The following is a 14,033-nucleotide window of genomic DNA, read 5'->3' on the forward strand; positions in this document are numbered from 1 at the left end:
TTCTACAACTGATCTTGAAGCGCATTTATGAAGATTGAAAATATACAGGTACTACGCGGGCCCAACTTATGGAGCATTAACCGCAAAAAATTAATCCAGATGCGGTTAGATCTGCAGGAGATGGAACAACGCCCCACCAATACCATAGAGGGGTTTTACGAGCGGATGAAAGAGCTCATACCTAGCCTGCATTCGCACCGTTGCTCGCCGGGTGTACCAGGCGGTTTTTTTGAACGGGTTGTTGCGGGCACGTGGATGGGCCATGTAATAGAACACATCGCCTTAGAGATACAAACCCTTGCCGGTATGGCCACAGGCTTTGGCCGCACCCGCGAAACCAAAACCCCGGGCACTTACAATGTGGTATTCGCTTACTTGGAAGAAAAGGTGGGCGTTTACGCAGCAGAGGCCGCCGTGTGCATTGCCGAAGCTTTAATTGCCGGTACGGATTATGATATAGAGGCCGACATCCAAAAGATGCGGGAGATCCGCGAGAATACCCGCCTGGGCCCAAGCACCGGCTCGATAGTAGAAGAAGCTATTGCAAGGGATATCCCCTGGATCAGATTAAATAACCAGTCGCTGGTGCAACTGGGTTATGGCAAGAACCAGGTACGTTTCCGCGCTACTATGACGGAGAAGACAAGCAGCATCGCCGTAGATATTGCCAGTAATAAAGACGAGACCAAGCGCCTGTTACAGGAGCAGGCCATCCCCGTTGCCAAAGGAATGACCATTAGCAGTGTGGAGCAGGTAGTTGAGGCGATAGAAAAAGTGGGATTCCCTTTAGTGTTTAAACCGCTTGACGGCAACCACGGCCGCGGCATTAGCATCAACATCCGCAGTATTGAAGATGCCATTGCAGCTTATGAATTTGCCGCAAAGATCTCCCGCAGGGTAATTGTTGAGCGTTTTATAACCGGGTATGATTTCCGTGTGCTGGTGATAGATAATAAAATGGTTGCCGCCGCCCTGCGCGACCCGGCCCACGTGAAAGGTGATGGTGAACTGACCATTCAGCAACTCATCGATAAAGAAAATACCGACCCCCGCCGTGGCTACGGGCACGAAAATGTTTTGACGCTGATTGATATTGACCGCGATACGCTTGACCTGCTCGAAAAGAAGAGTTACACATTAGATACCGTACCCGCCGCCGGCGAAAAGGTATTTGTAAAGTCGACCGCTAACTTAAGTACCGGCGGCACCTCGATAGATGTGACCGACCATGTGCACCCGCAGAATATTTTTATCTGCGAGCGCATTTCCAAGATCATCGGTTTGGACATTTGTGGCATCGATATTATGGCCAAGAACCTAACTGAGCCATTGACCGAAAATGGCGGCGTGATTTTAGAAGTAAACGCAGCCCCGGGTTTTAGGATGCATATTGCCCCGAGTGAAGGTTTGGCGCGCAACGTAGCGGGCCATGTGCTGGATATGTTGTACCCAACGGGCAAATCGGCCAGGATCCCTATCATTGCCATTACCGGCACCAACGGCAAAACTACTACGACGCGTTTAATTGCACATATTGTTAAAAATAATGGCCACCGTGTTGGTTTTACGACCAGCGATGGTATTTATGTACAAAACACCATGATGCTTAAGGGCGATACCACCGGCCCGGTAAGCAGCGAATTCATCTTGAAAGATCCAACGGTTGATTTTGCCGTGTTAGAAACCGCCCGTGGCGGCATACTGCGCAGCGGCTTGGGCTTTGGCTTTTGCGATATCGGCGTGGTGACCAATATCCAGGAAGATCACCTGGGTTTATCGGACATCCACACACTGGATGACCTGGCCCGCGTAAAAGGCGTGGTAATCAATTCTGTGAAGAAAGACGGCTGGGCGGTATTGAACGCCGATAATAAATATTGTGTAGAAATTGGCAAAAAAGCCGATTGCAACGTAGCCTACTTTAGCCGCGACGAGCGCAACCCGGTTATTGTAGCCCATTGTAAAAAGGGCGGAATAGCCTGCGTTTGCGAAAACGGCTACATCACCATTCAAAAAGGCGACTGGAAGATTCGCGTGCAGCGCACTATCCAGATCCCGCTTACTTTTGGCGGTACCGTTGCCTTTATGATTGATAACGTAATGGCGGCAACACTGGCTACCTTCCTGCATGGTTTTAAAACCGAGGATATCAAAATGTCGCTGGAAACCTTTATCCCGTCTGCAGCGCAAACACCGGGCCGGATGAACATCTTTGAGTTTAAGGATTTCCGTTTCATGATCGATTTTGCGCACAATCCTGATGGGTTTAACGGCATCAAACAGTTCCTGAGCCACATCGACTCGCCATTGAAGATAGGCATCATAGCCGGCACCGGCGACCGACGCGACGAGGATATTATCGAACTGGGTAAGATAGCTGCCGAAATGTTCGACTACATCATCCTCCGCCAGGAAAAACACCTGCGCGGCCGTACAGAAGAAAACATCCTTGACTTGCTGAAGGCCGGTATCGCCTCAGATGGGAACAATGTCCCTTACGAGATTGTGCCTAAAGAGATAGACGCCATTAAACATGCCATGAGCCTGGCCAAACCGGGTGCGTTTATTGTGGCACTGAGTGACGTGATCAGCAACGCCATAGAAACAGTACAAAACTACCAGGAGCAGGAGCGTAACGGATTGTTTAACGTATAAGCCTCACCCTGTCCTCTCCAAAGGAGAGGGTTCTAAAATAGCAAAACGGCCTGCATGAATAATGCAGGCCGTTTTGCTATTCTTATCTATTTTAATTTAGTTCCCAAATGCCATTCTGCGCAGTAAATATCACAGGCAGGCCACCGGTTACCATAATGGTGTGCTCGTGCTGGGCAACAAAGCCGCCTTTATTGCCGGTAAGTGTCCATCCGTCGGCTTCGGTTTCGGCAATGGTTGAGCGGGTTGAGATAAATGTTTCTATCGCCACAACCGAATTCTTTTTGAAGCGGGTGGTATTATATTTATCGCAGTAATTTGCAATTTCATGTGGTTCTTCGTGCAGGCTGCGGCCCACGCCGTGGCCGGTCAGGTTTTTGATGACGGTGTATCCGGCTTTTTTGGCTTCGGTCTCGATCAGTTTACCAATCTCAGAAATCCTGACACCCCCCTTAATGTTGCTGATCGCTTTTTTCAGTATTTCTTTAGAGGCGTTTACCAATTTCCCATGCCCGTGAAGATCCTCGCCAATTACAAATGAACCACCGTTATCTGCCCAATAGCCGTTCAGTTCGGCGGATACATCAATATTCACCAGGTCGCCGTCCTTAAGGATCTTCTCTGCCGAAGGGATGCCATGCGCAACCTCGTTGTTCACGCTGATACATGTATGACCCGGAAAGTTGTAAGTAAGTAAAGGGGCAGATTTCGCACCCATCTGTGCCAACAATTCGCCGCCATAATCATCAAGCTCTTTGGTAGAGATGCCCGGTTTAGCATACTCCCGCATCCTTTTAAGGGTTACAGCCACAGCATCGCTGGCTTGCTGCATCCCAATTCTTTCGTTTTCGGTAGATATAGACATGTTGATTTTTTACCTGCTGCAAAATTAGTGAATAATGCACCGATAGCATTCATCGGTTTGTAAAAGAACTCTACGGTTACTTTCCTTTCGGCTTGCTCAAATAATAATGCCAGAGCATCATACTGGCCACGGTGCGATAGGGTGACCATTGTTGGGCAATTAAAACCAGTTCTTCTTTTGGCGTTTCTTTCGGGAGAGATTTTAAGGCTTTGATGGCGTTCACTATGGCCAGGTCGCCAACCGGAAAGTGATCGGCACGTTGGAGGGCGAACATCAGATACACGTCCGTAGTCCAGTTGCCGATGCCTTTAAGGGCCGTCAAGTGCCGGCGGATCTCGTCATCCTCCATATGCTCGAATACTGCCAGGTCAATTTGCCCGCTGATGATGGCTTCGGCCAGGTAACGCGTATAAGAAGACTTTTGCCTGCTGAAGTAACACTCCTTCAGCTCGGCATCTGTTAATAATAAGATCCTCGCCGGGGTAACTTCCTGCACCCGCTCCCGCAGTTTATTTAACGCCGACAGGGCTGATGCCAGCGATACCTGCTGCTCCAGGATAATGTGCACCAGGCTTTCAAAAGTATTAGGCCGTGACCACATCGGCGGGTAGCCATGCATTTGCAGGATGTGGGCGAGATCGGCATCCATCTCGGCCAGGCGGTCGCAGATAGTGTAAAAGTTATCGGGGGTGAACTGTTGGGGCATTAGAGGCTTGGACATAATTAAACACTATGACTTTAATGTGAATATGCTTATGTACTGCCCGTTATATCCATATTTTAAAATAATAAATATGGATTGAAAGCCCAACATTAACAAAATCACAACGAAAAAAACAACCATTTTGAGTTTAAATTCATCCCGCCATGCCTGTATCAAATACCATAATGAAAATAGACATGATAATATTGCTGCTAAATTGAATTTGTGAGCGATGTTGGGCCAACCGCCGAATATATTTAAAGCCGTCATTAGCGTTAGGAAAAACGAGACTACTAAAAAAGTGAAACAAAATTTTAAATACTTACTTTTCATTTGAGTAATATCAACCCAATATACCACCTATTTTAAAATATCGCGTTTAATTCCTCATTTTTACATTATGAATAACCTGCCGCCATTAGCCGAACGCATGCGCCCCAAATCACTCAATGATTATGTGGGGCAAAAACATCTGGTGGGCCCGGGTGCGGTGTTGCGAAAGGCCATTGAGAGCGACAGTTTGCCATCCATGTTGTTCTGGGGGCCGCCGGGGGTGGGTAAAACCACACTGGCTTACATCATATCGCAATCGTTATACCGCCCATTCTTTTCGTTAAGCGCCATTAACTCGGGCGTGAAGGATGTGCGCGATGTAATTGAAAAAGCTTCGCAGTTAAAAGAGCAGGGCGAGATACTACCTATATTGTTTATTGATGAGATCCATCGTTTCTCAAAATCGCAGCAGGATTCCCTGTTGGGTGCTGTTGAGCGGGGCATTGTTACGCTGATAGGTGCTACTACCGAAAACCCATCATTCGAGGTGATTTCGGCGTTACTTTCGCGCTGCCAGGTCTATATTTTACAGCATTTAGCCGAGCAGGACCTGTTAGACTTGCTGGATAAAGCGATGAACGAAGATGTGGTGCTGAAGCAAAAGAACATCGTTATCAAAGAACACGAAGCCCTGTTGCGCCTGAGCGGCGGCGATGCCCGTAAGTTGCTCAATATTTTCGAGCTGTTGGTAAACGCTTTCGATAGTAAAAAGATAACACTGACCAATGATGTGGTGCTGGAGCATGTACAGCAAAACATGGCGCTGTATGATAAAACCGGCGAGCAACATTATGATATTATTTCGGCCTTCATTAAATCTATGCGGGGCAGCGATCCTAACGGTGCCGTTTACTGGCTGGCCCGCATGATCGTAGGCGGCGAAGACCCGTTGTTCATCGCCCGTCGCATATTGATCCTGGCATCAGAAGATATTGGCAACGCTAACCCTAACGCTTTACTGCTGGCCCAGGCGTGTTTTGAGTCGGTTAACAAAATTGGCATGCCCGAGTCGCAACTGATACTATCGCAAACCGTTATATACATGGCTACATCGCCAAAAAGCAATTCGGCTACTACAGCCATTGGCGCGGCTATTGCTTTGGTAAGGGAAACCGGCGACCTGCCCGTACCCCTGCATTTACGCAATGCGCCAACCAAACTGATGAAGAACATCGGCTATGGTAAAAACTATAAGTACGCCCATAGCTTTGAGGGAAACTTTGCCGATCTGGATTTCCTTCCTGAAAAGATCCGCGGAACAAAAATTTATAATCCCGGTAACAATGCCCGCGAAAATGAATCAAAAGAAAAGCTAAAGAAACTTTGGGGCGACCGGTATAAATATTAACCCACGGGATATATTTTAACTAATACTTGCCCGCTTGGTTTAAAAAGGCTATTTTCCGTTCAGGAAAAGCTTACCATGATCAAAACGGATACGCATCACCAACGGTTTCAATTAGATCGCATCGCGCTGTTTAGTGATGCGGTTTTTGCTATTGCCATAACCCTGCTCATCATCGAGATCAAAATACCGGATATACATCCACCATTTAGCGACGCGAAAATGTTGGATGCTTTGGGTATGCTTATTGGCAAGTTTATCGGGCTTATCGTTAGTTTTTTTGTGATAGGGCGGTATTGGATCTTTCACCACCGCTTGTTTGGATATCTTACCAACTATAACGGCAAGTTGCTTTGGGTTAATTTGTGGTTCCTGTTATCTATCGTATTAATGCCGTTCAGTTCGGCCTTTTTTAGCGAGTACTACATTGCCGGGTTGCGCATCCCACTGATCTTTTATGTGCTTAATATTTGTTTCACGGGTTTTATGAACTTCAGGTTGCTAAAAGTAGTTAGTAACCCCAAATATAACTTAAGTACAGGCTTAACTGACCGTACGAAGGTTAGGTTTTACCAACAGCGGTCAATGATTGCACCGCTTGTTTTCATGTTTGCTGCGCTGGTGTCATTTATTAACCTTTATCTTGCTTACGCGGCATTTTTGTTAATACCATTTTTTTCGATTTGGATAAACCGCCATTACCGCAAAAAACATCCCACATTTTTTAACTAAACCTCAATGATATCAACCTTTTTCAGTCACGAATTAAAATCCTTTTGGCGGTCAACCAATACAGGTAAAAGTGTAGCCATCAAAATAGTGATGGGGGTACTTATCTTCATCCTGTTTCTGTATGTGCTGGCCCTGGGCCTGTTTCTGGATAAAATTTTAGGCGCAGTATTTAAAGGCCAAAACCAAACCATCGCCTTTTGCGGCATCCTGCTGGTGTATTATCTGTTTGATCTTATCTCGCGCATGCAACTGCAGGAGTTACCCACCCTAAAGGTACAGCCCTATTTACACCTGCCGGTTAAACGGAACAGCGTAGTAAGTTACCTGGCATTAACGGCATTAATGTCGTTTTTTAACCTGTGGCCAATCGTTATTTTTGGCCCGTTTGTACTTAAAGTTATTTTGCCTGCTTCGGGCGGGTTAATTGCCTTAGCGTTTTTTGTGTCCATTTTATCGCTGGCCATTTTCAACAACTATCTGGCCATGTACATTAAGCGCAAAGCCAACTTAAACGGCTGGGTGTTTTTGGTAGCAACAGCGGTGTTAGTATTAATTACCTGCGGGGATTACCTCTGGCACGTATACTCCTTGCGGAATATTTCGTACGCATTCTTCGGCCACCTAATTACTGCCCCGGCCTTGATGCTTGCCCCATTGCTATTAGCGGTGGCGATGTATTACGTCAATTTTTTATATCTCAAAAGCAACCTGTACCTGGAAGAGTTGAGCTCAAAAAAAGAAGCTTACAAAAGCAGCACCGAGATCCCGTTCTTAAACAAGTTTGGAAGTGTGGGCGATCTGGTGGCCAACGAGATCAAACTCATCCTGCGCAATAAACGGTCACGCTCATCGCTGATTATGGGGCTGGTGTTTATGTTTTACGGTTTAATATTTTACACCCAATCTGTTTACGGCGAGGGCTTTAAAGTATTTGTAGGAATGTTTATGACAGGGATCTTTATCATTAACTACGGCCAGTTCATGTTTAGCTGGCAGGCTTCGCATTTTGATGGATTGCTGGTGAGCAAGATCAGCTTTACCGATTTCCTGAAAGGGAAATACTTGCTGTTCACCATCGTATCAACCGTAGCATTCATACTAACGGTCCCTTATGTCTATTTCGGCTGGAAGGTGGTACTGATCCACTTTATCATGTACTTGTGGAATTTGGGCGTTAACACCACCATTGTACTATTTTTTGCCAACCGCAACTATAAACGCATCGACCTGAGTAAGGGGGCCTCGTTTAACTGGGAGGGTGTAGGTGCGACGCAACTGCTGTTGTCTTTCCCGCTCATCTTGTTTCCTTATGTGTTTTACCTCCCGTTTAAATACTTGAAAATGCCCGACGTGGGGTTAGCTGTTTTAGCAGTGATAGGCATCCTGTTCATCATTACCCGTAGCTTCTGGATAAAAAAGTTAGAAGCCGATTTTTACACCAAACGATTTAAAATAGCCGAAGGCTTTAGAAATAAGTAACCATGATACAGATAAACGACCTTAAGAAAGTTTACAACGGTGTTACCGTGGTGAACGTGCCGCAGTTAAAAATAAAGGCTGGCGAAAGTATTGGCCTGGTGGGTAATAACGGCGCGGGCAAGACTACGCTTTTCCGCATGATATTGGATCTGATACGCCCGGAAAGTGGCGAAGTTCTTTCTAACGGCAATAAAGTGGCCGGCGGCGAGGACTGGAAAAACTACACCGCATCTTACCTGGACGAGGGCTTTCTGATAGATTATTTAACACCCGAAGAATATCTATACTTTATTGGCGGCCTACACGAGCAAAACAAACCGCAGGTAGACGAGGCGCTTTTAGGGCTGACCGATTTTTTTAACGGCGAGATCCTGCGGAAGGGAAAATACATCCGTGATTTAAGCAAGGGTAACCAGTGTAAGGTTGGCGTGGGTGCCTGCCTGCTGCAAAAACCACAATTGCTGATGCTGGATGAGCCTTTCGCTAACATTGACCCGAGTACCCAGTTCCGGTTAAAAAATATCCTGAAAGAGCAGAATAAGAAACATGGCGTTACAACTATTGTGTCCAGCCATGATCTGAACCACGTAACAGATGTTTGCGAGCGCATTTTGCTGATGGAGAAAGGAAAGATCATTAAGGATATCGCAACAAGTTCATCAACCTTATCAGAACTGGAAGAGTATTTTGGCGTGGGGCAAATTGCTTCATATGACGGGGTAGATAAAGAAGAGAACCATTAATAGCGGCACATGTATACCATCAGAGAAGCGACTATAGCCGACGTTGCCGCTATTTTACAAATAGCCGAGCAAACCTGGTGGCCCACTTACGAACCCCTATTAGGTAAAGAGCAGGTTACTTACATGCTTAATACGATCTATTCGCCGGACAAGATTATGAACCAGGTAAGCAATGGTGAGCAAACCTTTCTGTTGCTTTTAGAAGATGAGGAACCGGTGGCTTTTGCGGCTTACTCGCCAAGGGAAGAAAATGCGGAAATTTACAAGCTGCACAAGCTTTACTGCCTGCCCAAAACACAGGGCAAAGGTTATGGTAAGATATTGATCAATGCGGTTGCGGAAAAAACTAAACAAGCGGGGAAGCACACGCTCGATTTAAATGTTAACCGCTTTAATAAAGCCAAAGACTTTTACGAGCGCATGGGTTTCACCATCGCTTATGAAGAGGATATTGCTATCGGCCCGTACTGGATGAATGATTATGTGATGCGGAAGGAGCTGTAACGAAAGGCTGCTTTAACACCTTTCCATTACCATACCCTGCAAAGCAACCCTTTTAAATATTCGCCCTCGGGGAATGATGCGCGCACAGGATGGTCTTCGGGTTGGTGAAACTGATGCACAAATTGCACCTGTTTGCCTGCGTCTAAAGCAGCCCAGGCCAATACCTGTTTAAAAGTTTCCATATCCATAGCACCCGAGCAAGAGAACGTAGCCAGCAAGCCGCCGCTGTTCAGCAACTGCATGCCTAACCGGTTCAGGTCTTTATAGGCCCGTGATGCCCGGTCTAACGCGGACCGTGACGGCGCATATTTTGGCGGATCGAGCACAATGATGTCAAACTTTTCGCCCTCATCCCTAAACTTGCGTAACTGCACGTTCACATCAGATTTAATGGCGTCGTGCTTTGTATCTTCAAAGCCATTCAGGCGGATATTTTCCTGTAGAGTTTCTAATGCCAGGGCCGAACTGTCTACACTGGTTACCTGCACGGCACCGTTTTGTAAACTGTTTAGGGTAAAGCCTCCTGTATAACTAAAGCAGTCCAGTACTTTTTTGCCTCTGGCATAATTAGCCAGCGTTAAACGGTTTTCACGCTGATCACAATAAAAGCCTGATTTTTGCCCCTCGGCTATGTTGATACCATAAGCAATACCATTCTCTTTTACCATTACCAGTTCTGGGGGTTGGTTACCGGCTAATAAAACATTGGTAGTTTCCAAACCCTCATGCGCACGTGATGTGGCATCGCTCTTATCAAAAATACTTTCGGATTTAAGCAAGGTGTTCAACTCATCAATGATCACCGGCATAGCAGCCTGCATACCCGATGTAAGTACCTGAACCGCCAGGTGGCCTGCATATTTATCTACAATAAGCCCCGGCAGATAGTCAGACTCGCTGAAGATCAAACGGCAGGTATCGGTACGGCCATCAGCTAAAATATGTGCGCGCCCCGCAACTGCGGTACGTACCTTGTCGCGAAACCAATTATCATCAACAGGTGTATTTTCGTCCCACTCTAACAAGCGTACTGCCACGCGCGATTGATCGTTGTAAAAACCATAAGCCAGGAATTCCTTTTTAGCATTGAGCAGGCGGATGATCTCGCCATTGGCGGGTTTACCCTTAACCGGCTCGATAGCGCCCGAAAATACCCAGGGGTGCCTGTGCAATACCGCTTTTTCTTTTCCCTTTTTTAATACAACATCAATCATGCAGCAAAGGTAATAATATCGGCACAAAGTGAGGGACGAGGAGAGTTTACTTACTTATTGGCCGGGATAGGTGTCTTTTTCAAAGCTTTGGCAACCGCCACAATGTTAGCTGCCGCAGCTTTACCGGTTGCTATCGACCAATCCTTTCGCCTTTCCGATTCCAGGTAGTTTACGCCCGGGCCGGGGCCATTGTTCCAATAGGTGTATGATTGCGGAGGGATGGTAAAGCCCAGATCCATTAACGCGCCTGCAATTTCACTTACTACGTGCCGGGCGCCATCTTCGGCACCTGTAACCACAAAGCCGGCTACTTTGTTAAAAGTAACGGGGCGGTTATACCTGTCACGCTCGGGGTAAAGGCCGTTCATCCGTTCCAGTACTTTTAGGGCCATGCTGCTTAGGGTGCCCATCCAGGTGGGAGATGCAATGATAAGGATCTCGGCGTCTAAAAGCTGCTTTAGTATCTCGGGCCAGTAATCGCCCTCGCCCATGTCCGACCAACTGCCCGGCATCACGTTATGATCGGCCACCCGTACCATCGTAGTTTCAACCCCGTCGGCTTCCAATGCCTTGACAAATTCGTTGGCAAGCTCTTCAGTATTGGAGCGGTGCGGCGAGGGTTTTAGGGTGCAGTTTAATACAAGGGCTTTCATCAGCGTTAATTAAACCTGGGTAATGGATTGATGATGTTTGTGGCAAGCTTCGGCGCATTGGCGGCAAGCCTCGGCGCAAGCCTGGCAATGGTCATGCTCATGCATGTCGCATTCTTTGGCGCACATGATGCAAATTTCTTCGCAAAGCACTAAAAACTGGTGGGCAATTTCTGAACTGCGCTGCAAAAGGCGCGCGGTTAACGAGCAGATGTCTGCGCAATCGCGGTCAAGGCTCACGCAGCGCACCATTGGCTTAACATCATCTTCATTCAGGCAGTCGGTGGCGCAGCTTTCGCAGGCAGCCACACAGGCCAGCAACTTTTGCAGTATAGCGGTATGATCATGATTTTCCATCGTCCTTGTTATTGGTTAACTTAACAATGAATTCTCACTCAAAAAGTTTCAATAAATTTAAGGCTACCAATGTTTTAACTGCCTGATGTAGCCGGTCAACTCCTGTGCTATCAAGGCATGTTCCTTCATATCGGGGTGACTACTGCAGCCGCTGTTATAACTGCGGGAGAAGAAATATTTACTCACATTTTTATAACCTGCAGCATTCGCTGCTTGCACAATACCGGTTAGATAGCTTTTAAGCGTTTTGGTAAGTGATGCATCGGCCATTGGGCTGGTTAGGCAAACAACATCCGCTTGCGGGTACTTACTGCGGATGGTACTGATCAACTTTACGTAGGCGCTGCAAAATGAGGTAGAATCCTGCTTGCCATCGTTCTGCCCCAGGCAAATGGTTACCACATCAGGTTGATAGTTAAAGTTATACGGGACGCTATCCTGGCGTAGGGATGTTTTATCGTAAACCTGCGGCATTAAAATATCCATATTGCAGCAGCTATGGATCAAACCTATACCGGCCACCGCAGTTACCTGCCATTGCGCGTTTAATGCACGCGAAGTGCGGGCGGCGTATCCCTCATACGCGTTGTGCTGATCATACCATTGGCCCTTGCCGCATGGTATAACAGACTCATCTATCCCCTGCGCTGCCGTTATCGAATCGCCGATGTACTCAATTTTGCGTTTCGGCAGTGGCGCGGGCGGCAATAGTTGGGCGCATTTTAATCCCACAAATTGCAGGTAGCCCATACCGCTTTCGGTATCCTTACAGATCAGTACGGTATGCTTTGCATCAGGCAGGTTGTTGGCTATTGTGATGGCGTTTGTTTTGCCCGTAGTTTGTATGCGCGATGCCTTCCCGTCAATAACCACTTCAATGTAGTTATGGGTTTTGCCATATAATTCTTCGTCATTGATCAGCAACTCGCAAGATGTACCTTTAAATGATGCAACAATATACACCCCCGGCGACCAGAATTTAGGCAGCTGCGGGTTAGCGAAATCAACCCGGCCCACGTATTTAAAGTTAGGGTTATCAGCCTTGTATAATACGGGCATATCTTTTGCCCTTGCATTAAACATAAGTAGTACGGTCAGGATTGTCAGCAGGTTTTTCATCAGAATAAAAGTAAAAAACTTTAGCATACAAAAGGGGTGGTAACCTTTCGGAACCACCCCTTTTTTGAAAACTCACTCAAATTATTTTTGCTGATTATCATCCGGCTCGTCGCCAGCTAAACCAACTACTTTATAAACCTTATTGTCATTGGCATCTTTCTGTTCCTGGAAGTAAGTGCCTTCCGGAGAAACAAATAATTTTTCGCCATTCACTTTTATCTTGCGGCTGTCGTCAGGCAAAACCTTTACAATATCGCCTACCTGCAACTGCGACTCGTCATAAGCGCCATTGGTGTTCGAGGTTCCCACACTGCCGCCGTCGTTGGTATAGTTACCACCGCCGCCATCAGTATTCAGTTCACCATCTTTACCCGCAACTTCATAAACCACTGTGCCATTATCTTTGGTAACCGCGCGGTAGTAAACACCGTTAGATTCGTAATATTGTTCGCCGTTAATGGTAATCGCTTCAGCTTTTGAAGGCAACGCATTTACTTCGGCGCCAACCGGTGGCTCGACAACGGTGTATTGGTTATCATTTTGCTGATAGTATAAACCATCGCTGTAGTAATACTGGTAATCACCGTAGTAAAACGGATAATAACCAAAAGGCAACACGCCTATACTAAAGCCTATTCTTGGTAAATAGTAAGAGTTATAGTAACCACGGTTGTTATAAAAGCCATAGCCAAAATAACGTGAACCGTAGTAACGTGGCCTGTAAGCGCCTCCATAGCCACCGCGGCCATACACACCGCCACGGCCATAATTGCGGCCGTAGTTACCACCACGGTAACCAAATGCAGAGCGGTTGCCAAAGCTACCACCGCGGGCTATGCTGTTATTAAAGCCCGGGCGGCCAAATGAACCTCTGTTTTGGAAACCGTTAGTTGTGCCGCCATAACCAGGGCGTGCACCACGGTTAAACCCACCTTGCGGTGCAATTGACGATGCAGATGGCCTGTTGCCAAAACCACCACCTTGTGGGCGGGCAATACCTACGTTGCCTTGCGGGCGACTAAATCCACCGCCACCGGATGGGCGTGAAAAACCACCGCCACCTGACGAACGGCCACTGCCGCCCCCAAAACCACCACCGCCGGATGAACGACCGCCGCCACCTCCGCCTCCGCCACGGGCGCCTCTTTGCGCACTGGCAGGTACAGCTAAAAACACACCTAAAAGGCCTGTAAATGCTAATGTTAAGAATTTTTTATATGCACTTTTCATGTTGAAGATTATAATAGCTCAGTTTGTTGTTGCTGATGTAGTTATAGACTAAGAAATACATCAACGGTTTAACCTGGCGTAATATTATTTTAACAAAAAATCAGCCA

Annotated in this window: 13 protein-coding genes; 6 read left to right on the top strand and 7 right to left on the bottom strand. The window is 46.9% G+C overall.

What is annotated here, in order from left to right:
• The first annotated feature begins 27 nt into the window (after window positions 1-27).
• Entirely contained in the window at window positions 28-2,655 is a 2,628-nt protein-coding gene (gene cphA, locus IDJ76_RS19065) for a cyanophycin synthetase (RefSeq protein WP_191165626.1), read from the top strand.
• A 91-nt stretch (window positions 2,656-2,746) separates the two neighbouring features.
• Here cphA and map read toward each other — a convergent pair whose 3' ends face one another.
• Together map and IDJ76_RS19075 are read right to left on the bottom strand one after the other, a co-directional pair.
• Entirely contained in the window at window positions 2,747-3,517 is a 771-nt protein-coding gene (gene map, locus IDJ76_RS19070; protein WP_191165629.1) for a type I methionyl aminopeptidase, read from the bottom strand.
• 76 nt (window positions 3,518-3,593) lie between these two features.
• Window positions 3,594-4,238 (bottom strand): DNA-3-methyladenine glycosylase family protein, encoded by a 645-nt coding sequence (locus tag IDJ76_RS19075; RefSeq protein ID WP_224746413.1) that lies wholly within the window; start codon window positions 4,236-4,238, stop codon window positions 3,594-3,596.
• A gap of 382 nt (window positions 4,239-4,620) precedes the next feature.
• Between IDJ76_RS19075 and IDJ76_RS19080 the strand changes: the two genes are divergently transcribed.
• From IDJ76_RS19080 to IDJ76_RS19100, 5 genes are all read left to right on the top strand, one after another.
• Window positions 4,621-5,901: a replication-associated recombination protein A gene (locus IDJ76_RS19080; protein ID WP_191165631.1), complete on the top strand. Its 1,281-nt coding sequence runs from the start codon at window positions 4,621-4,623 to the stop codon at window positions 5,899-5,901.
• 75 nt (window positions 5,902-5,976) lie between these two features.
• On the top strand, window positions 5,977-6,630 hold the full coding sequence (locus IDJ76_RS19085) for a TMEM175 family protein (RefSeq protein WP_191165632.1): 654 nt from the start codon (window positions 5,977-5,979) through the stop codon (window positions 6,628-6,630).
• 6 nt (window positions 6,631-6,636) lie between these two features.
• The gene (locus IDJ76_RS19090; protein WP_191165634.1) at window positions 6,637-8,109 is read left to right on the top strand and encodes a DUF5687 family protein; all 1,473 of its coding nucleotides are present in this window, start codon (window positions 6,637-6,639) and stop codon (window positions 8,107-8,109) included.
• A gap of 2 nt (window positions 8,110-8,111) precedes the next feature.
• Entirely contained in the window at window positions 8,112-8,852 is a 741-nt protein-coding gene (locus IDJ76_RS19095) for an ABC transporter ATP-binding protein (protein ID WP_191165636.1), read from the top strand.
• Between the two features lie 9 nt (window positions 8,853-8,861).
• The gene (locus tag IDJ76_RS19100) at window positions 8,862-9,356 is read left to right on the top strand and encodes a GNAT family N-acetyltransferase (protein WP_191165639.1); all 495 of its coding nucleotides are present in this window, start codon (window positions 8,862-8,864) and stop codon (window positions 9,354-9,356) included.
• A 26-nt stretch (window positions 9,357-9,382) separates the two neighbouring features.
• Here IDJ76_RS19100 and IDJ76_RS19105 read toward each other — a convergent pair whose 3' ends face one another.
• The 5 genes from IDJ76_RS19105 to IDJ76_RS21170 form a co-directional block, all read right to left on the bottom strand.
• The gene (locus IDJ76_RS19105; RefSeq protein WP_191165641.1) at window positions 9,383-10,570 is read right to left on the bottom strand and encodes a class I SAM-dependent rRNA methyltransferase; all 1,188 of its coding nucleotides are present in this window, start codon (window positions 10,568-10,570) and stop codon (window positions 9,383-9,385) included.
• A gap of 50 nt (window positions 10,571-10,620) precedes the next feature.
• Window positions 10,621-11,223, bottom strand: coding sequence for a flavodoxin family protein (locus tag IDJ76_RS19110; RefSeq protein WP_191165643.1), 603 nt, complete (start codon window positions 11,221-11,223; stop codon window positions 10,621-10,623).
• A gap of 9 nt (window positions 11,224-11,232) precedes the next feature.
• Window positions 11,233-11,577 carry a four-helix bundle copper-binding protein gene (locus IDJ76_RS19115; protein ID WP_191165645.1) on the bottom strand — a complete coding sequence of 115 codons (345 nt, stop codon included), beginning with the start codon at window positions 11,575-11,577 and terminating at the stop codon, window positions 11,233-11,235.
• A 63-nt stretch (window positions 11,578-11,640) separates the two neighbouring features.
• Window positions 11,641-12,696 carry an SGNH/GDSL hydrolase family protein gene (locus IDJ76_RS19120; protein WP_191165647.1) on the bottom strand — a complete coding sequence of 352 codons (1,056 nt, stop codon included), beginning with the start codon at window positions 12,694-12,696 and terminating at the stop codon, window positions 11,641-11,643.
• Window positions 12,697-12,777: 81 nt separating this feature from the next.
• Complete coding sequence (locus tag IDJ76_RS21170; RefSeq protein ID WP_317173983.1) at window positions 12,778-13,926, bottom strand: DUF6515 family protein; 1,149 nt, start codon at window positions 13,924-13,926, stop codon at window positions 12,778-12,780.
• Window positions 13,927-14,033 lie beyond the last annotated feature (107 nt).

Origin of the sequence: Mucilaginibacter glaciei (assembly GCF_014773245.1) — a bacterium.
In the GTDB taxonomy this organism is placed as follows: Bacteria; Bacteroidota; Bacteroidia; order Sphingobacteriales; family Sphingobacteriaceae; genus Mucilaginibacter; species Mucilaginibacter glaciei.